This window comes from uncultured Roseibium sp., assembly GCF_947499295.1.
Taxonomy (GTDB): domain Bacteria; phylum Pseudomonadota; class Alphaproteobacteria; order Rhizobiales; family Stappiaceae; genus Roseibium.
This window is the reverse complement of the sequence record NZ_CANMNP010000012.1, coordinates 97,942-118,063: the sequence shown is the minus strand read 5'-3', so window position 1 is coordinate 118,063 and position 20,122 is coordinate 97,942. Positions and strand designations below refer to the sequence as shown.

At 55.2% G+C, this 20,122-nt stretch carries 20 protein-coding genes; 6 read left to right on the top strand and 14 right to left on the bottom strand.

What is annotated here, in order from left to right:
• Window positions 1-15: 15 nt before the first annotated feature.
• The 4 genes from Q0835_RS18515 to Q0835_RS18500 form a co-directional block, all read right to left on the bottom strand.
• Window positions 16-450, bottom strand: coding sequence for a YqaA family protein (locus tag Q0835_RS18515; RefSeq protein ID WP_298963673.1), 435 nt, complete (start codon window positions 448-450; stop codon window positions 16-18).
• Window positions 447-893 (bottom strand): MarR family transcriptional regulator, encoded by a 447-nt coding sequence (locus Q0835_RS18510; protein ID WP_298963733.1) that lies wholly within the window; start codon window positions 891-893, stop codon window positions 447-449. The genes Q0835_RS18515 and Q0835_RS18510 overlap by 4 nt, the downstream gene beginning before the upstream one ends.
• Window positions 894-1,379: 486 nt before the next feature.
• Entirely contained in the window at window positions 1,380-3,275 is a 1,896-nt protein-coding gene (locus Q0835_RS18505; RefSeq protein WP_298963671.1) for a methyl-accepting chemotaxis protein, read from the bottom strand.
• Window positions 3,276-3,473: 198 nt separating this feature from the next.
• Window positions 3,474-5,687, bottom strand: a complete 2,214-nt coding sequence (locus Q0835_RS18500) for an esterase-like activity of phytase family protein (RefSeq protein ID WP_298963669.1) — start codon at window positions 5,685-5,687, stop codon at window positions 3,474-3,476.
• A gap of 227 nt (window positions 5,688-5,914) precedes the next feature.
• On the opposite strand from Q0835_RS18500, the gene Q0835_RS18495 reads away from it, so the two are divergent.
• Window positions 5,915-7,117 (top strand): multidrug effflux MFS transporter, encoded by a 1,203-nt coding sequence (locus Q0835_RS18495; protein WP_298963668.1) that lies wholly within the window; start codon window positions 5,915-5,917, stop codon window positions 7,115-7,117.
• 49 nt (window positions 7,118-7,166) lie between these two features.
• On the opposite strand, the gene Q0835_RS18490 is transcribed toward Q0835_RS18495, so the two are convergent.
• Window positions 7,167-7,667, bottom strand: coding sequence for an arsenate reductase ArsC (locus Q0835_RS18490; protein WP_298963666.1), 501 nt, complete (start codon window positions 7,665-7,667; stop codon window positions 7,167-7,169).
• A 21-nt stretch (window positions 7,668-7,688) separates the two neighbouring features.
• Window positions 7,689-8,024, bottom strand: a complete 336-nt coding sequence (locus Q0835_RS18485; protein WP_298963664.1) for a metalloregulator ArsR/SmtB family transcription factor — start codon at window positions 8,022-8,024, stop codon at window positions 7,689-7,691.
• Between the two features lie 171 nt (window positions 8,025-8,195).
• On the opposite strand from Q0835_RS18485, the gene Q0835_RS18480 reads away from it, so the two are divergent.
• The 4 genes from Q0835_RS18480 to Q0835_RS18465 all read left to right on the top strand — a co-directional run bounded on the left by Q0835_RS18480 (window position 8,196) and on the right by Q0835_RS18465 (window position 11,189).
• Window positions 8,196-8,333, top strand: a complete 138-nt coding sequence (locus Q0835_RS18480) for a hypothetical protein (protein WP_298817230.1) — start codon at window positions 8,196-8,198, stop codon at window positions 8,331-8,333.
• A gap of 109 nt (window positions 8,334-8,442) precedes the next feature.
• Window positions 8,443-9,477 carry an aspartate-semialdehyde dehydrogenase gene (locus Q0835_RS18475; protein ID WP_298963662.1) on the top strand — a complete coding sequence of 345 codons (1,035 nt, stop codon included), beginning with the start codon at window positions 8,443-8,445 and terminating at the stop codon, window positions 9,475-9,477.
• A gap of 74 nt (window positions 9,478-9,551) precedes the next feature.
• Window positions 9,552-10,292: a TenA family protein gene (locus Q0835_RS18470; protein ID WP_298963661.1), complete on the top strand. Its 741-nt coding sequence runs from the start codon at window positions 9,552-9,554 to the stop codon at window positions 10,290-10,292.
• Between the two features lie 3 nt (window positions 10,293-10,295).
• Window positions 10,296-11,189, top strand: coding sequence for a DMT family transporter (locus tag Q0835_RS18465; RefSeq protein WP_298817236.1), 894 nt, complete (start codon window positions 10,296-10,298; stop codon window positions 11,187-11,189).
• A gap of 23 nt (window positions 11,190-11,212) precedes the next feature.
• On the opposite strand, the gene Q0835_RS18460 is transcribed toward Q0835_RS18465, so the two are convergent.
• From Q0835_RS18460 to Q0835_RS18435, 6 genes are all read right to left on the bottom strand, one after another.
• Complete coding sequence (locus tag Q0835_RS18460; RefSeq protein WP_298963659.1) at window positions 11,213-12,208, bottom strand: LacI family DNA-binding transcriptional regulator; 996 nt, start codon at window positions 12,206-12,208, stop codon at window positions 11,213-11,215.
• A gap of 73 nt (window positions 12,209-12,281) precedes the next feature.
• The gene (rbsK, locus tag Q0835_RS18455) at window positions 12,282-13,208 is read right to left on the bottom strand and encodes a ribokinase (protein WP_298817240.1); all 927 of its coding nucleotides are present in this window, start codon (window positions 13,206-13,208) and stop codon (window positions 12,282-12,284) included.
• Entirely contained in the window at window positions 13,205-13,597 is a 393-nt protein-coding gene (gene rbsD / locus Q0835_RS18450) for a D-ribose pyranase (protein ID WP_298817242.1), read from the bottom strand. Before rbsD ends, rbsK begins: the two co-directional genes overlap by 4 nt.
• A gap of 14 nt (window positions 13,598-13,611) precedes the next feature.
• A complete protein-coding gene (locus Q0835_RS18445) occupies window positions 13,612-14,610 on the bottom strand; it encodes an ABC transporter permease (RefSeq protein ID WP_298817244.1) in 999 nt (332 codons plus the stop codon).
• Window positions 14,607-16,175 (bottom strand): sugar ABC transporter ATP-binding protein, encoded by a 1,569-nt coding sequence (locus Q0835_RS18440; protein ID WP_298963657.1) that lies wholly within the window; start codon window positions 16,173-16,175, stop codon window positions 14,607-14,609. Before Q0835_RS18440 ends, Q0835_RS18445 begins: the two co-directional genes overlap by 4 nt.
• A 79-nt stretch (window positions 16,176-16,254) precedes the next feature.
• Complete coding sequence (locus tag Q0835_RS18435; RefSeq protein WP_298817249.1) at window positions 16,255-17,175, bottom strand: sugar ABC transporter substrate-binding protein; 921 nt, start codon at window positions 17,173-17,175, stop codon at window positions 16,255-16,257.
• Window positions 17,176-17,774: 599 nt separating this feature from the next.
• Here Q0835_RS18435 and Q0835_RS18430 point away from each other — a divergent pair.
• Window positions 17,775-18,863: an HD domain-containing phosphohydrolase gene (locus Q0835_RS18430; RefSeq protein ID WP_298817251.1), complete on the top strand. Its 1,089-nt coding sequence runs from the start codon at window positions 17,775-17,777 to the stop codon at window positions 18,861-18,863.
• A 38-nt stretch (window positions 18,864-18,901) separates the two neighbouring features.
• Here the strand turns inward: Q0835_RS18430 and Q0835_RS18425 are convergent, their stop codons facing one another.
• The gene (locus tag Q0835_RS18425) at window positions 18,902-19,420 is read right to left on the bottom strand and encodes a DinB family protein (protein WP_298963655.1); all 519 of its coding nucleotides are present in this window, start codon (window positions 19,418-19,420) and stop codon (window positions 18,902-18,904) included.
• Between the two features lie 5 nt (window positions 19,421-19,425).
• A complete protein-coding gene (locus tag Q0835_RS18420) occupies window positions 19,426-20,100 on the bottom strand; it encodes a carbonic anhydrase (protein ID WP_298817255.1) in 675 nt (224 codons plus the stop codon).
• Window positions 20,101-20,122: the final 22 nt, after the last annotated feature.

The following is a 20,122-nucleotide window of genomic DNA, read 5'->3' as shown; positions in this document are numbered from 1 at the left end:
TCGCGCGGGCGAGCATTATGAGAGTGCTTGCAGGGTCAAAAAGGCGACGATGATGTAGCGCGCTGTCTTGGCAATCGCGACCAGGATGAAGAAACTCCAGAACGGTTCTTTCAGAACTCCGGCGGCCAGGGTCAGCGGGTCGCCGACGATTGGCGCCCAGCTCAGGAGCAGGCTCCATCGCCCATAACGATGATACCACGTGGTTGCCCGGCTCAGACTGTCTGCCTTCACAGGAAACCATTTGGCATTCGAAAAATGCAATATGCCTCTTCCCAGCCACCAGTTGACGACGGACCCCAGCGTATTGCCGAGACTTGCTGCGAAAACAAGAAGAGGCACAGGGTCCTGACCAAGTGCAATCAACCCGGCAAGGCCAAGCTCGGACTGTGCGGGCAGCAGGGTTGCTGCAAGAAATGAAACGCCAAAAAGGCCAAGCAGGCTAGCACTCATGAAGGCGCGTCTTCAGCCTTTTGCAATCCAGCAATCGCCCGGCGCATCAGTTTCAAAAACTGGATCTGCTCCTCGCCGGACAAACCTGACAACGCGGCCTTGTTGGTCGCCAACGCGGCCTCTATGGCAGGTGCCTCAAGAACCTTGGCCGCCTCTGTCAGAAAAATTTTCTGCACACGACCATCATCTTCGCTCGGTCTCCTCTGGATCAGCCCGTCCCGTTCCATCCGCGCAAGAGTGTTGGCAAGGGTCGCCTGTTCGATATCCAGAAGGCTCACCAGTTCCTTCTGTGTCCTTCCCTCTCTTGACCAAAGCGCTAGCAAGGCCGGAAACTGGCCCGGCGCCAATCCAAGAGGTTTGATACGGCGTTGGAGTCCGGCTGCGAACAACCGGGCCATATGATTGGCGAGATATCCCGCAGACGTTTCCTTTTCAAAGCCCATCCCACGCATATACGGTACATTGCACACTATGTAAATAAACATAGCTTACTATATAATAGAGAAACCAATGGCCGTTCACCTTTCACGCAAAACGCTCAATCTCACGATGCTAGCGGTCGCGACGGGTTTATTTCAATCCAGACGCAGATCCTGAAACTGCTGTAACGCTGATCAATGTGTTTGAGGTTCCAGGCGAAAGGCTCAATCAGGCGATCGCTTTTTGGGAAAAAGCTCAAGAATTTCTGAAGAGTCAGCCCAATTACGTTTCAACGCGGCTCCACCAATCGATTTACCTGAAGCCAAAGGACCTGCATCACGCCGCCGCTGCCGGTAATGCCGGCCTGTTGGCCTTGCACGTTCTGACTGCGGGTAGGCAAGCTCAGTAGTCACGGCCTCTCTAGGCGGCCTTTTGATCAAGACGCAATAGAAGACCCGTGGACTGACTGCCGCCGCAACGGCTTGCTATCGGACCTCAGTCGATTTGCATCAAGCAGCAGCAACCTCCGCCAGGAAAGCATGCACTTCCTCGCGCAATTCTTCGGTTCGCTTGACGACATCACCTGTCCGGCGCCCCATATCGGCGGCGGCGTCGCTTGATTGTTCGGCGATAGCCTCGACACCGGCCATGTCCTCAACCACGGATCGTGTCTGCTCTGCAGCTTGAAGAACATTTCCTTTGATGTCGTCGGTGGATTGCCGCCGCGTTTCCAGATCCGCTGCGATCTGGGTCGTATGGTTGGTAACGTCACCGATATCGGAGATAATCTTCTGGATCGCATCTACAACGCGGACCGTCCTTTGCTGGACAAGCGACACCTGCTCGGTGATCTGGTCCGTCGCGGATGCCGTTTGACCGGCCAGCGTTTTGACTTCGCCCGCGACAACTTCAAACCCTTTTCCAGCCTCTCCCGCCCGCGCGGCTTCGATCGTTGCATTGAGCGCAAGCAAGTTGGTCTGGTCGGCAATCGCATTGATGATCGAAACGATGTCGCCAATAGCGTTGGAGATTTCCGAAAGGCTCTCAATCTCAGAATTCGCCGCTGACGCATTTTCGTTCGCCGTCTGCGCAATTTCCGTCACATCATGCGCTTTTTGACTGATGGCAGTGATTTCGTTGGCAAGCTCTTCTGCAGCACTTGCCACCGCGTCGACATTTTCAGATGCGCCGGAAGAGGCCGCTGCAGTGTCCCGCGCCTTTTGATCAGCATTCTGCGCAACGCCCTTTAGCGCGCCGGACGTGCTCTGCATATCCCCAAGGGCTTCATCGACATCTTTCAGCAACGCGGCCATACGCGTCTTGAAGGCAGCTATCAATTCGTCGATACGCTGCTGACGGTCCGCTGCAGCCTGACCTTCCTGCCGCTGACGCTCTTTGGTCAATTCAATGGTCTTGTCCCGGTAGTAGCCTACTGCGCGGGCGATATCTGAAATCTCCGTATGGCCGTAGGAGAACGGCAATTCACTCTCCACACCATCTGAATCGGCCAGGTTTCGAATGGAACTGTTGAGAGACTCGATGCACTGAAGGATTGATCTGCCGAAGTACCAGGATGTTCCGAACGCAACCACAAACACCAGGCAAAGCGCACCGGCAACCCCCCACATCCGCATCCAAAGGTCGCTCACCGTGGACTGGAGCTGCGCGGAAAGTTGGCTATGGCTCACCTTGTGCAGACCGTCAATCGCACTCAGGAAGGCTGTATATCTGTCCCGAACCGGCTGCAGATCAAGCGTCGTACCGTCAGCGCCCTGCCCGACCTTGGATGCGACTTTTGCAAGCGCTCCCTGGAATTTGCCGTTTGCCTGGCGGTAGGCTTGCGCCGCCTTGCTGAAGGCAGTTTCCTTGCCTTCTTCAACCGCACCGGGGCCTGTCTTGGAAATGGCACTGATCTGATCCGCGAGCACCTTGAATTGACCGGCCCCGACCAGAACGGACATGGAGTCCAGATGGCTGAGTTCGGTTTTTTTCGCAACATTCTCGCTGTTGCGTACAACTGCAGCCGTGCGCACAACCAGATCGGACAATTGTCCTGACACGAGTTCGGCCAGCAAGTTCGTGGTCTGAACCGTGTTTGCGGCAAGATCCGCTTCGTCACCGACGCAGTCTATGACTTTGTGCGCATTGGAAAGTGCTTTTGCAGCTGAACCTGCCACCTTTTCAGGCGCACATGCCGGATAGCTGGCAAGAACATCGCTCGGGAGTTCTGTGGCTCCTTGCCTGATCCCGGCCTGCCAGACCGTCTCAAGGGCCGGCAAACTGGCCAGCTTTACCTTGTCCCGTTCAAGGTCCGAATAGGCGGAAAGTATGATCCAGGCTGCACAAAAGACGATTGGCACTGTCAAAACGATTACCAGCACAAAAAGTCTTTTTCTGATTGTCATCGGAAGTCTCGCGAATCATCTGGAACTAGATGACAAGAAAATTAGCTCGAAATTACCAATGAATTCGAAACAGGCTCAATTTTTCCATTTTGGACTTGCTGGCCGCGGAGCCGATCAGGCGGCCATTAAAAAGCAAGAACCCGGCGGTCAGAATACCGCCGGGTCCTCAGGTCGGTCTTGGGAGACCTTAAGGCTCAATCAGTTGAGTCGGCTCGCCGGACCCAGGTCGATCAGCTGTGTTTCACCCGGTGCATCATCGACGCCGTCATTGTCCGTCACCAGAATGAGGCGGCCATCGGCCGTAATCGTCAGGCCTTCGGGCTTGTCCAAAATCCACCCCTTGCTTGACGACATTGCCGGAAGTAGGTCAACCGCGAACTGCTTCTTCAGGACCGGCAATTCTTCTCCATGTTTGGCAGGCGTAACACCTTCAAGAGACACCGTTGTGATCTGCTTGATGGCGGCATCCTCCCCGCCCTTGTTGTCACGTTCCAGAATGGCGAATTTGCCGTCCTCCAGGGAGACAATCTCTGACAGGCCGACCCAGCCGCCTGCAGCGCTTCTTGGCGCGTCCAGCGGATAGTGGACAAACCCCCAGGACTTGTCAGAAGGATTGTAGATCGCAATCTTGGAATGTCCTTCCGGGTCGTCGTTCCACTCCCGCTGAACGGCAACTGCGACAAGCGTTTGACCGTCCATCTCGAACTCGGCAACGCCTTCAAAAGAAAAGCGCTTGGCCTGCTCGACCAGCGACTGCGGCAACGTGATCTCTTCTTCAACAGCACCGTTGGCACTGACTTTCAACAAAAGGTGCTGGCGGTCTTTTTCAGGATGCCCCTCAGAGGCAAGCCAAAACCCGCCGTCTTTCGAAACCGAAATACCTTCCAGATCAAGCCGCGACTGAACGAAGCCCGTCACCGTAACGTAGGAGACAATCTGTGCCGGTTGGGTTGCGATATCCAGCGTGTAGATGCGGGCATCGTCATAAAAGCTGTCGCTAACCGCGTAAAGCGTGTTGGCATCCTGCGGATCAGCCGCCAGAGCAGAGAGTGCGCCCCAGCCGATCGGAGCTCCTTTTTCAGGATCTCTGGCGGAAACGATGGATGGGTAGGATGGCGCATCTGCGCCAAACTGATAGAGCGAGATGTGCGACCGCACACCGTCTTCATCAACTTCGTTGGCAACCGCAAATAAATCACGGTTCGGGATTGCCAGAAGACCTTCCGGACCAACATGCGTCGGCAGCAGCTGGACGAACTCAGGCTCCCCGCCGGTATCTTTATATACGGCGACAAAATTGCCGCGTTCGGAGTTTACGAAAATCAGGGTTTCACCGCCGAAGACACCGACTGCAACACCTTCCGGCTCAGTGCCCTTCTTGTGGGCACGTTTCGCCGGATAATGGCCATGTGCCATGCCCAGATGTTCCATCTGATTGCCGCTGTCGAACAGGACTTCTCCCTTGGTGTTCCAAATGGTGAAGCCGCGGGAACCGCCTTCGTAATCGCCCTCATTGGCAGTAACGAAACGCTCTGTGTCAATCCAGGCGACCGCGTCCGGTTCGCGGGCGACATTTTCATTATTACCGGAAGCATCGCTCATGAGGGCTTTTGCAACGGGAATGTTTTCTGCCGAAGCAGCACCGGCAGAAAAGTGCGCAAGAACCTTGCCGGATGCCAGATCGACCACCGCCAGATGATTGTTTTCCTGCAACGTGACGACGGCCTGATTGTCTGCATTAATCGACACGAATTCCGGCTCCGGGTCTGTCGGAGCAACTTCAGCAAGGCCCGTCAGGTCCACGATCCGAACCGCATCGCAGTTCGTTGGCGCACCGGTTTCGTCAAGGTCGAAGATTGCCAGATGACCCGCAGGCATTTGAGGGATGACACCATCATTCAGGTCTTCGTCGCGTTCGTTTTCGATCGCAACCGCAACGAACTTTCCATCCGGTGAAATTGCAACGCTGTCCGGTTGGCCCTTGGCATCGCATTTTGCGGTAATGCCCATGCCGTCGAGCGCGATCACGGCAAGATGCCCTGACGCATTGATGAAATCTTCACTTGTGTTCACACCTGCATAGGCAGTGCCGTCACCCATGGCGACGGACGTTGGCTCACCCTCCAGTGCAACCCTCGCCATCCGTTGAATATTGAGCGGATTGGCTGCATTGATGAAAACAATCGCCTCACCCGGGCTGTCTGTAAACGCAAGTGTACGGCCGTCTTTGGATGCGTAGATGATTTCAGCAACGGTCTCCGTTGCCTTGTCTGCACCCTCCGGCAAAGTCTTGTAGACCGGGTAGGAATTAATCCGTTCGAAATAGTCGGCCTGAGCGGAGGAAACGGCTCCGATACCGAACAGCACAGCGAGACTGACGCCTTTCAAAAAACGTCCGCGAAGGTTCGCCATTGCACGAGCTCCCATAGAAATATTTGGGTTGAAGGTGCGCGAAAGCTAGTTGCCATCCTTGCAAGATCGGTGACAGTTGCATGAAGGTTTTGTGACATCCGGGCAAAGCCGGAAACGCGATTGCAAGCATGTCTTGCGCAGAAAGAGCTGGACAATCAGACGCAATTCAACCACCCTCGCGGCTTCCCACTTTTCGGCGCTTCAGGCGCAAACATTCGGACAATTAAATGCAAATCGGATTTGCGCGCTCGGCCGTGGTGCTGGGCTTATTGGCTGCGGTCGGTCCTTTTGCGATTGACCTTTACCTTCCGGCAATGCCTGAAATCGTGCAGAGCCTGAACACAGATGATGCTGCGGCCCATATGACCTTCACGGTCTATTTCATCGCATTTGGAGTAGCACAGCTTTTTTATGGTCCCCTTGCAGACCGCTTCGGCCGCAAACCGCCTGTGTTTCTCGGGCTTGTGATCTTCATCATCGGTTCAATTCTCTGCGCGATGGCAAGTGATGTTTCCATGCTCACGCTTGGCCGGTTTGTCCAGGCTCTTGGAGCTGCTGCACCGATGGTGATCGTTCGCGCGGTTGTCCGTGACCTTCACACAGGCACGGAAGCAACGAAACTGATGGCACTCGTCATGCTGGTCATCAGCATTTCGCCCATGCTTGCGCCTCTCACGGGCAGCATGATCATACAGTTCGGCAGCTGGCGCCTGATATTCTACGCCCTTGCCCTGATCTCCTTGGCAGCGATGGTGCAGATGGCCTTTCTGTTGCCGGAAACCCTGCCTGATAACCGACGCGCGCGGATCGACCCCGTAGCCATGATCCGAAGTACGGTCTACCTGCTTCGCGACGGCAAGTTCATGGGCCTCACCCTCATCGGCGGCTTCTCGCTCGCCAGCTTTTTTGTGTTCATCGCATCGGCACCGCTTGTCTACATGACGCAGTACGGTCTGACACCGACAACTTTCAGTCTGGTGTTTGCAGTCAATGCCATCGGGTTTTTTGCCTCTTCACAGTTCGCCGCTTCGCTTGGGCAACGCTTCGGCATGGGCCGGGTAGCGCTGGTCGCCGTCTTCGGTTTCGCCGCTGCGACGTCCTTGCTTTTCGTTCTTGTCTGGGCCGGGTTTGATGATCTCTGGGTGCTGATGGCGCTCTTGTTCATCGGCAATTCCTGCCTCGGTCAAGTGATCGCCCCGACAATGGTCATGGCTCTTGAAGACCATGGCGAGCATGCGGGCATGGCATCAAGCCTCGGGGGGACGTTTCAAATGGTTGCCGGTGGTATCATGATCCTGATCTGCAGCCCGTTCTTTGACCGGACGGCGCTGCCGCTCGTGGGCGCTGTTGCAGCCTGTGCCCTGACCGCGCTTGTTATTGCGCTGCTGACACTGCGAAGCGAGCCTGCGGGCAAAGAGGCTGGCACCTGAAGCAGCCCGCAGGGTTAGTCTATGGTACCATCCTCCGGCAAGCCGGGTGTCAACCGTCCGACTTGCCGATCTCTTCGAGTTTCTTCTGCAAGGACATTTTGTCTAACGAAGACATCGGCAGATTGATAAAGATCGAAATCCTGTTGTTCAGCATGCGGAACGTGTCGCTGAAGGCCAATTGCCGCTCGCTTTCGTTGCCCCTCATTGCGGCCGGGTCGGGCACTCCCCAGTGAGCGGACATCGGCTGACCGGGCCAAACCGGACATATTTCCTTCGCAGCGTTGTCACACACGGTGAAAACGAAATCCATCTCAGGCGCACCGGGTTCGGCAAATTCGCTCCAGTCCTTCGACCTGAAATCCTCTGTTTTGAAGTTGAGCTTCTTCAAGAGTTCCAGAGCTTCGGCCCGGACAATGCCTGCGGGCTGGGAACCTGCCGAAAAAGCTTTGAATTTTCCCCGGCCGTCCCGGTTCAAGATTGCCTCGGCCAGAATCGACCGCGCCGAATTGCCGGTACAAAGAAACAAAACATTATAGACACCGTCCGGCATGGGTTCCTCCTAGAGCAATATTCAAGATTTTCTACAGGTGATCGATTCAATAACCTGCGAACAAAGTTCAGGATGACCGCCGCAGCAATCCGACATCAGGAACGTCAGGAGAGCACTGGTGCCTCCTAGGTCCGCAAAATAGCGAACCGTGCGCCCCTCACGCGTGTTGCGCACCAATCCGGCTTGCAGCAGGACAGACAGATTTGCCGACATCGTGTTCTGGCGGACACCAAGTGTTTCACCAATGTCACCGGCGCTCATGCCTTCCGGTCCGGCGGCAATCAAAAGCCGGAAGACATCAAGCCTCGTTTTCTGGCTGAGCGCACCAAAGGCGCTCACAGCTCCATTTATATCCATAATTCATGATATCTTGATTTATCGAAGCTTTGCAAGTGCAACCTGACATTCATCGCTGCTTCGAGGCATCAGGCGTAACCAATCCCGCGCGTCCATCGAATTCCTTGTTGACTCACCAGGAATTCCGGGCAAAAACACCGCCGTCTCAAGTTTTGACGATTGCGAGCACCAATGACCCGGCTGAAAGCCGACATTCTGGATACGATGTCTCAGGCCCTTGCCAGCGTGACCTTCATGCGCGGCGAGACAGTGACGCATGCCGCAACCGCACTTAAACGCACAACAAAGACAACCAAGACCACCGCTTAACGGTGCCGCTCGTCCCGCCTCCCCGGGGATGGGAGGCGCCGGGAGCCGGCGACGCCCATCTGGAAGGGACGAGCCGGTAAAGCGGGGAGACGGACAAGGACAAGTCGAAATGGGTTTCAAGATCGCAATTGCAGGCGCTACCGGCAATGTTGGCCGCGAACTGCTGGACATTCTGGACGAACGTGGGTTTCCCGCAGATGACGTCGTGGCGCTTGCCTCACGCCGCTCCCAAGGTACGGAAGTGTCTTTCGGCGACAGAACGCTGAAAGTTCAGGCCATGGAAAACTACGACTTCTCCGATACCGACATCTGCCTGATGTCTGCGGGCGGAAGTGTTTCCAGGGAATGGGCACCCAGGATTGCGGCCAAGGGCTGTGTGGTCATAGACAACTCCTCAGCCTGGCGCTACGACGCGGATGTTCCGCTGATCGTTCCTGAAGTAAACGCCGATGCCGTTGCCGGCTTCACCAAGAAGAACATCATCGCAAACCCCAACTGCTCTACCGCGCAATTGGTCGTGGCGCTGAAGCCGCTACATGATCATGCAAAGATCAAGCGCATCGTGGTGTCGACCTACCAGGCCGTTTCCGGCACTGGCAAGGAAGCGATGGAAGAGCTGTTCAACCAGACCCGCGCCGTGTTCGTGAACGATCCGATCGAGCCGAACAAGTATCCGAAGCGGATCGCCTTCAACGTCATTCCCCATTGTGACGTCTTCATGGAAGACGGCTACACCAAGGAAGAATGGAAGGTCTTGGCGGAGACCAAAAAGATGCTGGATCCGACCATCAAGGTCACCTGCACAGCCGTACGTGTTCCGGTCTTCATCGGTCATTCGGAAGCCGTCAACATTGAATTCGAAAACGAGATCACAGCTGAAGAAGCCCGCAACATCTTGCGCGAAGCTCCCGGTTGTCTCGTCATCGACAAGCATGAAGACGGTGGCTACATGACGCCTTATGAAGCCGCCGGCGAAGACGCGACATACATTTCCCGCATCCGGGAAGATGCGACCGTCGAAAATGGCCTGAACATTTGGGTTGTCTCCGACAACTTGCGTAAAGGTGCCGCGCTCAACACGATCCAGATCGCTGAGGTCCTGGTCAATCGCGGGCTGATTACACCCAAGAAGGCTGCTGCCTGATATTGTTTTGACGGGCGCCATTGAGCGCCCGTTTTCATTAAATTTCCCGACACAAAAGGGAGCATGGTGCAGCAATGCCCTCGCCGTATGACGGGTCTTTCCCGCAGTTTCAGTCTGCGCATCCAAACGCCGCTTTTTCGGACTGGCTGGTTGCCCGGGCAGAGCCATTTTGGACTGCTGCCAGCGAGCATCCATTCACCCGGGCGATTGGTGACGGCTCAATGCCGGATGAGGCCTACACGCGCTACCTGATTGAGGACTATACCTTCGTCACGGATCTGGCCTCGACGCTCGGCTATCTGGTTGCCAAGGCACCACGCATGCAGTCCAAGAGCCGGCTTTCTGCGTTTCTGGCTTTGCTGACCTCAGAAGAAAACGACTATTTCCTCAGATCCTTCAAAGCACTCGGCGTACCCGCCTCAACTTATGAAACTGCGGCACAAGGGGCAACAACCCGGGCGTTCGCCGACCTGCTTGTTTCTTCAGCGGGCGAGGGATCGTATGCGGACGGGCTTGTCTGCCTTTTATGCGCAGAATGGTGCTATCTCACCTGGGGCCTGCGCGAAGCGCAAAAGCCCAGACCTCAGGCATTTTATCTCGCGGAATGGATCGACCTCCACGCCGTACCGGGTTTTGAAGCGTTCGTGAACTGGATCATCGATGAAATGAACGGGATTGGTCCAACGCTTTCAGCAAACGAACAGGATCGGGTCGCACACTTGTTCCGGCACATGAGCGCACTTGAATTCGCATTCTTCGAGGCGGCCTGGACAGGCAAGACACCGGACCTTCCGGAAGAATTCCGGCAGATCTGAGCAGTGTATATTTACGAAGCCGCCGCGTTAGGTGCCGCTGCGCTCTGGGCGCTTACCGGCCTTCTGTCGGCAGCCCCGGCTCAGCATCTCGGCGCCATCGCCTTCAACACAACACGCATGCTGCTCGTCACCATCATGTTGTGTCTTTGGGTGGCCCTGACCAATGGCTGGGGTTCCATTGGCAACGACCATCTATTGCCGCTCATCCTGTCCGGATTTGTCGGGATCTTCATGGGTGATACCGCCCTCTTCCTGACGCTCAATCGGATGGGGCCACGGCGGACTGCCATGCTGTTTTCCCTGAACGCTCCCATGTCGGCCATTCTCGGCTGGTTGCTTCTGAACGAAGACCTCACCTTTCTTCAGATATCCGGGATCGGGTTGATTTTTCTGGGGGTCCTTCTGGCCATCCGCTTCGGCAAGAGGAAATCACAACTGCACAAATGGGAAAGCATCAAGGGGCCACTCTGGATTGGGGTCCTTCTCGGCCTGGCCGCTGCTCTTTCTCAATCAATCGGATCATTGATCGCTCGCCCGATCATGGAGGCAGGGGTAGATCCGGTGGCGGCGTCCAGCCTACGGGTCGGGACGGCCGCGCTTGGCCTGGTTCTGTTATCCAGGCTGCCCTATTCCTGGGTAAAGCCTGCCGGAAAGTTCACGCTTCCTGTGGTCGGTGTGGTCGCTCTCTCCGGTTTCCTCGGCATGGGTGTCGGCATGACGCTCATTCTGTTTGCGCTCTCTGGAGGAGACGTCGGCATCATTGCAACCCTGTCAGCGACAACCCCGGCACTTCTTTTGCCGATGATGTGGTGGCGCACCAAGGAAGCTCCCGCGCTTGGGGCCTGGGCTGGAGCCGGGCTGGTGATTGCCGGGAGTGCGTTGCTGTTTGCAAGTTGAGACCGCGACCAACGAAGTGTTTCTCAAGTCCCGGCAGCGACCGGCCCGGTTGATTCCCGTTCGACAACATCGCCTGCGATTGCCATGTCTTTCAACGAGGCCTTTGACTCAAAAATCTGTTCAATTGCCGAAACGGCAAGCGCTTCAATCGGCTGACGAAGGGTCGTCAGTCTCGGAACCACCAACGAAGCCAAAGTGATATCGTCGAACCCGGCCACTGACAGATCTGCCGGAACGTCAAGCTTCAGATCCCGTGCGCAGCGAAGAACACCTATGGCCTGCTGATCGCTGGCTGCAGCAATGGCTGTCGGCCGTTCGTTGACCGACGTCTGGCTGAGGATCTCACGGCCAAGCTCTTCGCCTGAATCGTAGTCGAACTGCCCCTCGAAAACCGTCAGCTCTATGGGATCCCCAGGTCTGGAAAGAGCTTTGATACGGCTGACGAAACCCGCGCGCCGGCTCCGGGCAACATCCATGCTCAAAGGACCTGCGATATAGGCGATCCTTCTGTGGCCAAGTGCATGAAGATGGTCCGCGATTTTTTGAGAACCGTCGAAGTGATCCGTGGCTATCAGTGGAAATTCCCCGAAACGTCGGTCCAGTGAAACAATCGGCACATCGGTCGCATCAAGACTGCGCCCATCCGCTGTTGCAACAACAATGACACCGCAAACGGCTCTGTCGAGGAGTGCAGCAATCTGCGTCTTCTCCGTATCGGCATCGTCATGCGAGTTGGCAACCATCACGGAGTGGCTGCGTTTGGCCGCCTCCATTTCGATATTCTTGGCGAGTTGGGCAAAAAACGGATTGGTGATGTCAGGCACGACAAGACCAATGACATCGATACTGTTGGTGCGCAGTGCGCGTGCGGCGAGATTGGGCTTGTAGTCAAGCTCCTTCATCGCAGCCTGCACCTTCAGCTTGAGCGGGTGCTTAACAGTCTCGTTCTTGGCCAATACACGCGAAACAGTACCAACGGACACCCCGGCCTTCCTGGCGACGTCTTTGATCGTTGGCATTTCCCGCAGCACTCCTTAACCCCTTCTTTCCTTGAAGCATTCCTGAGCCTGCCAATCAAGCGCCGCCTTAAATTCAGGCGAAGACCGGATCGCGGAAGTTCTCCAGCTCCAAGCGGGTCGGAAGTGAAAGCGAGGCTCCCTTGCGTGTCGTCGCGATCGCGGCCGCACGCAGTGCGAAGGCGATAGCATCGCTCATGGACGCCCCCTCCGCCAGGCAGGTTGCAAGCGCACCGTTAAAACAGTCGCCGGCGGCAACCGTATCAATGGTTTTCACCTTGAACGCGGGCAGCGATCCCTGAGTTCCGTCGAATGACCAGGAAACTCCGAGATCGCCCATTGTCACGATGGCACCGCGCAACCCCATTTTCCCAAGCGACAAAGCGGCCCTTTCGCCGTCCTCCAGCGTTTTCGGCTGTGCGCCCAGCAACAGTCCGGCTTCGTGCGCATTCGGTGTGAGAACGTCGAAAGAGGTGAATATCTCCTGCTTCCACGCAGGGTCCGGCGCGGGAGCCGGATCCATGATCACAAGAGATCCAGCTGCGCGCGCGATACGCGCAGCTTCCAAAGACGCCGGCAATCCGATTTCGTTTTGCAGCAGAAGCACACCACTTTTTCGGATGACTTCTGCATGAAGCGCCACTTGCGCCGCCGAAACAGATCGATTTGCACCGCCGGACAGACGGATCATGTTGTTACCGTCCGGCCCGACATCGATAAACGCAAGACCGGTCGAAACATTTGGGATTTCACTCAGGCGAGAGCGAACACCGGATCGAGAAAGCTGCGATTTGGCATCCTGGCCAAAGCCGTCGCCGCCAATCGCCCCCACAAGAGCGACGTCGGCACCGAGCCGTGCCGAAGCTACGGCCTGATTGGCACCCTTTCCACCAAGAGAAGACGTGGTTTCACGAACCGCAACGGTTTCACCAACGTCCGGCCAACGATCAAGATAGCTGACCAGATCGATATTCACGCTGCCGACAACTGCTACAGGTTTCAAAACGGGACCCCGCTCGTCAGGAGTATGTTGGCGTAAGGTGTAAATTCACCGGTGCGGATGATCGCCTGAACCTGACCCGACCTGCGCTTCAGCTCTGCATGAGACAAGCGCGAAATCGTGACATCCTGCCGGGTCTCCAAAGACCACTGATTGATTTCCTCTTGCATGAGGGCAGACATCTCAGCCGATGCTTCTTCCGCCCATATGGCACTTTCGATCACAAGTTCGGTGCGCAACGCCTTGAGGAGGTCCAGAAAACCCGGCACACCTTCACTGACAGCAAGGTCAATAACTCTGACGCCTTGAGGAACAGGAAGACCCGCGTCTGCGACAATGATTTCGTCCATGTGACCAAGCGAGGCGACCAGTTCGCTCAGATGTCGATTCAATAAGGCTGTCCGTTTCATTTCGAGGTGTACTTTGCACGGTAGTAATCGAGAACGACGGCAACGATGATGACAACGCCCGTAATCATCTGGCGCATGAAATCTGACAGTCCGATCAAGATAAGCCCGTTTGCAAGAACCCCGATGATGAAGGCCCCCAGCAATGTACCGATGACCGATCCCCGCCCTCCGCTGAGGCTTGTGCCTCCGATAATGACGGCGGCGATTGCGTTGAGCTCAAAACCGATACCGGCAATCGGACTGGAAATATTCAAGCGGGCCATATAGACGATCGCGGCAATTCCGGCGGTAAAACCGCAGATGGTAAAGGCCGCAACCTTGTACCAATAGACCGAGTGCCCGGCGAGGCGAACGGCTTCTTCATTGTTGCCGATGCCATAAAGAAGTCGTCCGAACACTGTGAAGTTCAGCACGAACCAGGCAACAAGAACCAGGAAAAGCGCAACCAGAAACACCACGGGAACGCCATAGATCATGGCGGAGCCGAATTCCTCGAAAGCATAGGGAAACGAATAGATGGTCTGAGCGTCAGAGACCTGCAGCGCCGCTCCACGGGCAATGTTGAGCATTCCCAAGGTAATAATGAAGGACGGCAAGGCCCAATAGGCGCTGATGACACCATTGATCATTCCGCAGGCGACACCGGTTAACGTTGCTGCGACGATTGCCAGCGCGATTGCCTCTGCAGGACCAAAGCCCGGCAACGTAATCGCCTTGCCGGCAACAACTGCTGCAAACGCCATCACCGACCCAACGGAAAGATCAATCCCCCCTATGAGAATGACAAAGGTCATACCGACGGCGAGCACCAGGTTGATTGTAATCTGGGTCAGAATATTGGTGATGTTGTTCGGTGTCAGGAAGTGTTCTGTGAACACCGAGAAGAAGAGAATAAGCGCCAGCAGCGCGAGGCCGATGCCCGCATTTTGCAGAACGTTGCGCACGGAAAATCTTGTGGGTTTTGGCATGGTTTCTGAAAGGGTCTGCGTTGTCATTGCTTCTGTCCTCCGGCCTGCCGGGCCTGGCCATAAGCCAGCTTCAGGATGTTTTCTTCCGAGAATTCGGGACGCGTGAGCTCTCCCTGGATTTCATGTTCGGCAAGAACAAGTATCCGGTCAGCAAGCGTCATCAGCTCTGGCATCTCGGAGGACACCACAAGCAAAGCGACGCCTTCTCGTGCCAACTCTTTCAAGATTGCGTAGATCTCGGCTTTGGCACCGACGTCAACGCCGCGGGTCGGCTCGTCCAGCAACAGCACTTTCGGATTGCGCGCGAGCCACTTGGCGAGAACGACCTTTTGCTGATTGCCGCCTGAAAGACTGGACACCGCATCGGATATTCTGCCGTATTTGAGTTTCAACCTCGCGCCGCCATCGCGTGAGCGCCGGTTCTCTTCTGAAAATTGCAACAATCCGGATCTGGAGACGGCACCCATATTGGCGAGCGATATGTTCGCGGCAATTGGCATATCAAGGATCAGGCCCTCATCCTTGCGATCCTCGGTGACGAAGCCGATACCAGCAGCAATCGCGTCGCGCGGGCCGTTGAAACGCACTTCATTGCCGGCCTGAAGAATGCGGCCGGAACGGATTGGATCAACGCCGAAGATACCTCTGAGAATCTCGGTCCGACCGGCACCGACAAGCCCTGCGATGCCGACTATCTCACCGTAACTGAGATCGAACGAGACACCTTTTTCCTTCGGGTTTGCTTGCGTGCAAAATTCATCAAGTCTGAGAGCAAGCTCGCCTGGCACGCGATCCGGATCTGCTTCGTTCGTGGTTGCAGCCAGCTGCCGGCCGACCATTTTCTGAACCACGCCATCGGGCGTGGTGTCCGAAATGCGATCCGTCCCGATGGAGACGCCGTTTCTGAAAACCGTGACGCGGTCACAAATCGCAAACACTTCATCAAGGTGATGCGATACGAAAACGACCGTAACGCCCTCAGCCTTGATCGACGCGATGATATCGAACAGACGTTTGGTTTCCCGTTCGGTCAGCGTTGCGGTCGGCTCATCGAGAATCAGGATCTGGCTTTTGCATTGCAGCGCCCGTGAAATTTCAACGAGCTGCCGGTGAGCGATGCCAAGAGAACTGACCGGTGCCTTGACATCAACATCCGTGAGCCCGATGGCGTCAAGCGCCAGCCTTGCCCTCCGGTTCATTTCCTGCTTGTCCAGAAGGCCAAAACGGGTCGTTGGCATCCGTTCGACGGAGATATTTTCAGCAATGCTCAAATGGTCCAGCAGATTGAACTCCTGGTGAACCACCTGAACTCCAAGCTCCTTCGCAACGTGCGGGTTAGCAGGTCGGTAATCCTCTCCTGCGAGGGATATGCTGCCGGAATCGTAAGGGAAGACACCGGACAGAATTTTGATGAGTGTGGATTTGCCGGCTCCGTTCTCGCCAACCAGGGCATGCACTTCACCCTTCAGGAGCGAGAAACTGACCCCATCAAGCGCCTTGACCCCACCAAAGTGTTTCTTCAATCCATCTACGGACAGAAAAGCAGGGATCTCGGCCGGATCGGGCACGGCTGCAAGCGATGCGGCTGCCATAATGTGTCCAGTCAACTTGCTTTGGAAAAAGAGCCGCCCCCGCCCTAAGGCTGACCAAGCGGGGGCGCATGGAGATCGCTTAGTTCGCGGTCACCAATTCGATCGGGGTCTTCACCCAGCCTTCAAGCTGAGGTCCGCCCTTGACCACTTCGAGAGCGAGGTCGATGGAATTCGCCGCCATGTCCGTGCCGAACTGGTCGACGGTTGCAAGCATGCGTCCATCGGAGATCATCGGCCCGACGGCGGGAATGTTGTCGAAACCGACCACGACGATGTCGTCGCGCCCCGCGCTTTCCAATGCCTTGACCACACCAATGGCCATGGAATCGTTCGCTGCCATTACACCTTGAATATCCGGATGTGCCGTCAGCATGTTGGAAAACACGGAATTTGCTTCCTCTGTCTCCCAATGAGCGGTGCGGCTGTCGAGAAGATCAAGTTCGAACTCAGCCACGGAGGCTTCAAATCCGAGGCGTCTTTCGTTCGCGTTGTCCGCACCGGGATTTCCTTCGATGATGACAACCTTGCCGCCGGCGCCCAGTTTTTTGCCCAGCGCGTCGCCAGCCAGTTTTGCTCCACCGCGGTTGTCCGGCCCGACAAAGGCCAGTTCAACATTTTGCTGTTTTTTGGCCTCTGTATCCAGGGCCACGTCGAAGTTGACGACAACAATGCCGGCTTCCATCGCCTTCTTCAAAGGGCGAACCATTGCGCGGGAATCTGCAGGTGCCACCACGATCGCATCAACACCTTGGGTGATGAAGTTTTCGACCGCATTGATCTGCGATTCAAAATCTGTCTCATTCTGCATTCCAACGGCCAGCAATTTGTAGTCGCCGCGCTTTTCCTCATGAGCCTGAGCACCGGCCATCATGTTTTGAAAAAACTCGTTGGCGAGAGACTTCATGATGAGGCCTACAACCGGCTTGTCATCGGCTTGAGCGGTTCCAGCAAGCAAAGCGAGACCGGTCGCTGCCGCGGCAGCGATTTTCAATAACTTCATGATTTTCCTCCCAAAAAAGGTAACGCCTTTTCACCTCGGGCTGCTGAGGCGAATTGGCTGATTAAGCAAAACACGGGTCTTGGGATACGTCAATATGAAACGTTTCATTTTTTTGAATGCATTCATTTTAAACGAGAATTCGCGTCCCCTTCTGCTCGGAATCGTTCATTTCGGGATCTGGATCTGCTTAAGAAGCGAAAAATCTTTGGGTTTGACATACACGAAATGAGCAGGTGCCTGACATTGAATTTCGGCATAACGCGGTTGCCTCATTTCAGACGAACCGCCTTTGCGTGATTGTAGCAAACGAAGGAAATGGTCACCGCCCACATTGAGCGGCGGCAGCCATTCGACAGGAAAACCTTTCGTCAAAGGCACAACTCAATTTGCTGCACCGCAACCAAAAAAATTGAATAAATGAAGTATAAGAACACCCATATTAGGTAATTTTGACAAGTATACAGATAACGGAAAGGTTCCATCTTGGGCAGATCAATAATAAATCGGCACTCTCAGAAGCTTTAACTCCACTAATTGTTTTTTTACGAAAACAGAATACAAAAAATGTCCGGTATTTCTCGCGGAACAAGTAGTTTTTCATGAAACGAGTTTTTATTGCAGCTGAGAACCCAAGGTCTGTTCCGCAGCAATTATTGCAGATCACCGCCGTTTATCCGGCCGAGTTGGTGTCTTACGACAATCTTCAGTCCCTTTCCTTCGAAAGCCCTGCGTTGCTCGTCGTCGATCTCGGAAACATGACGCGCAACAGTCTCAGTCGGCTCAAAAGTCTCAGTAACACTCCAATTTTGGAAAAGCTTTGTGTTCTCGACACCAAGAGCCGCCATCAGGTGTTTCAGGCGCGGGAACTCGGCATTTACAACCTGGTGCACAAGGACGATTTCTCCTCATTGCTGGTCAAACTTCGCGAATTGCTCGGCAATTACGCGAAACCGAATTTGGGAACGGAGTGTTCCGGCCAGATTGGAAGTGCAGTCAATACCGCCTGCTCTGCGCTCGATCAGATGTCACAGGCGATCCTGAATGATGCGCCTCTTCCTGTCCCCAAACTTGCAAGAAGTGCGGTGGATATTACCAACACGATATGCACTGAAGGGCTCGACAATTGGCTTTCCGCCGTTCAGCAGCACCACAGTCACACCTATTGCCACACCATGATGGTGACGGGACATGCAGTCAGTTTCGCAAAAGCTCTCGGCCTGCCCGAACAGAAGCAATACATGCTGGGTCTTGGCGGACTTGTCCACGATCTCGGCAAAGTCAGGATACCCTTGTCGATCCTCGACAAACCGGCAAAACTAAACGCCGAGGAACGCGATCTGGTCAACAAACACCCACGTTTCAGCCAGGAAATTCTATGTGGACGCAAGGAAGTTCCAAAGGATGTGGTCGACATGGCCGTCTGGCATCACGAAATGCTCGACGGCTCAGGATACCCTGACGGCCTCAGCGGAGAGAGCATTCCGGATTCGGTTCGCATGGTCACGATCGTCGACATCTATTCCGCGTTGACCGAAAAACGCGCCTACAAGGACAGCTACAGTCCACGGCAGGCATTTTCCATCATGTCGGAAATGGGCAACAAACTCGACCAGCAGCTTCTTCGCACGTTCCGAAAGTCGATTCTCAGTACAGATCTCGGTGCCTTGCGGCGAACTGCCGCCTGTTAGCCGTATGGCCTTCAGAATTACGTATTCAATCTCTTTTGTTAATCGGAATATTCGCCAATCAGGTCTGGCATAAAGGGCAGATCGGTTACGCCAATATCTATTCCGGCTTGGAACAACAGGGTCGATAATTGGCCCCGGTGATGTGTCTGATGATTGAACATGTGTGTCACCAGCAGCCAGCGTGGACGCCGGCGTGTCTTGCGATCTGTCACACTCGTCCATTCAAGTGTACCGGAGAGCCAATCTTCTGACAGCTCAGCCGTGAAGATATTGATATCTTCGCAGATCTGAAGGTGAGCGGCCTTAAGTTCGGCGAAATCATCGAAGAGATCGACCCCCATTCCCTTGATATCATAAGGTCGGCCGGTAAATCGCCGCATCCAGACCCTGTCTGCAAACAGGAGATGGTTGAGCGTGGAATGCACGGACCGAAAAAACGCACCTTTGTCCGCCTTTCGCTCCGCATCACTCAGATTGCCTGCTGCCTCATAGGTCTTTTGCGTCATCCAGCCATTATAGGCGGCCAGGCGTCGAAATAGCTTCGGATCAATCTGCATGAAAGTCAGTGGCCTGCTGATTTCGCGACCACTTTGATCGGTGGATGCTCGACTTCTTTAAAGCGCTGACTGTCTTCGTTCATTACCCGAAGTTCACCGGAGCCGATATCGAACCAGGCACCGTGGAGCCGCAAGGTTCCGTCCTGAACAGCTTTTTCAATGAATGGAAACGTCATCAGGTTTTTCAGCGACTGGCGGATCCCGGCATATTCCATGGCCAATTGAGGATCGTCGGCCTGATCGAGAGGCATACACGCCATGGCGATGGCAGCAGGTTCCAGCAACTTGATCCAACGGCCAATAAACTGTCCTGTTTCCATAGGCGCATTGGCATGCTCGCGGAACGCTTTGACACCACCACACTGTCCGTGGCCCATAACGACGAGATGCTTGACCTTGAGGCTGCCGACCCCGAACTCGATTGCCGCACTGGTGCCGTGCTGGCCTTCTGTGTCCTCATAAGGTGGAACGAGATTGGCGACATTGCGCACAACAAACAGCTCACCGGGGCCCATGTTGAAGATGCCTTCAGGAGTCACACGGCTGTCGCAACAGGAAATAACCATCACTTCCGGTTTTTGACCGTAAAGCGCGAGCCTTTCGTGGGTTTCACGATTCCTCACAAACCCCTTGTTCAGATAGCGTTCGTAACCATCCAGCAGATGCTTGGGCAAGCTCAAATGCCGATCTCCCGATTTGCGC

What these genes read in the sequence shown, in the direction of transcription:
- Q0835_RS18500 (WP_298963669.1), bottom strand. Translation starts at nt 5,687, where the DNA reads ATGGCGAACCTTCGCGGACGTTTTTTGAAAGGCGTCAGTCTCGCTGTG.
- Q0835_RS18510 (WP_298963733.1), bottom strand. Translation starts at nt 893, where the DNA reads ATGGGCTTTGAAAAGGAAACGTCTGCGGGATATCTCGCCAATCATATG.
- Q0835_RS18485 (WP_298963664.1), bottom strand. Translation starts at nt 8,024, where the DNA reads ATGGATATAAATGGAGCTGTGAGCGCCTTTGGTGCGCTCAGCCAGAAA.
- Q0835_RS18495 (WP_298963668.1), top strand. Translation starts at nt 5,915, where the DNA reads ATGCAAATCGGATTTGCGCGCTCGGCCGTGGTGCTGGGCTTATTGGCT.
- Q0835_RS18475 (WP_298963662.1), top strand. Translation starts at nt 8,443, where the DNA reads ATGGGTTTCAAGATCGCAATTGCAGGCGCTACCGGCAATGTTGGCCGC.
- Q0835_RS18440 (WP_298963657.1), bottom strand. Translation starts at nt 16,175, where the DNA reads ATGGCAGCCGCATCGCTTGCAGCCGTGCCCGATCCGGCCGAGATCCCT.
- Q0835_RS18505 (WP_298963671.1), bottom strand. Translation starts at nt 3,275, where the DNA reads ATGACAATCAGAAAAAGACTTTTTGTGCTGGTAATCGTTTTGACAGTG.
- Q0835_RS18425 (WP_298963655.1), bottom strand. Translation starts at nt 19,420, where the DNA reads ATGCAGATTGATCCGAAGCTATTTCGACGCCTGGCCGCCTATAATGGC.
- Q0835_RS18445 (WP_298817244.1), bottom strand. Translation starts at nt 14,610, where the DNA reads ATGACAACGCAGACCCTTTCAGAAACCATGCCAAAACCCACAAGATTT.
- Q0835_RS18460 (WP_298963659.1), bottom strand. Translation starts at nt 12,208, where the DNA reads ATGCCAACGATCAAAGACGTCGCCAGGAAGGCCGGGGTGTCCGTTGGT.
- Q0835_RS18470 (WP_298963661.1), top strand. Translation starts at nt 9,552, where the DNA reads ATGCCCTCGCCGTATGACGGGTCTTTCCCGCAGTTTCAGTCTGCGCAT.
- Q0835_RS18430 (WP_298817251.1), top strand. Translation starts at nt 17,775, where the DNA reads ATGAAACGAGTTTTTATTGCAGCTGAGAACCCAAGGTCTGTTCCGCAG.
- Q0835_RS18515 (WP_298963673.1), bottom strand. Translation starts at nt 450, where the DNA reads ATGAGTGCTAGCCTGCTTGGCCTTTTTGGCGTTTCATTTCTTGCAGCA.
- Q0835_RS18480 (WP_298817230.1), top strand. Translation starts at nt 8,196, where the DNA reads ATGACCCGGCTGAAAGCCGACATTCTGGATACGATGTCTCAGGCCCTT.
- Q0835_RS18490 (WP_298963666.1), bottom strand. Translation starts at nt 7,667, where the DNA reads ATGCCGGACGGTGTCTATAATGTTTTGTTTCTTTGTACCGGCAATTCG.
- Q0835_RS18435 (WP_298817249.1), bottom strand. Translation starts at nt 17,175, where the DNA reads ATGAAGTTATTGAAAATCGCTGCCGCGGCAGCGACCGGTCTCGCTTTG.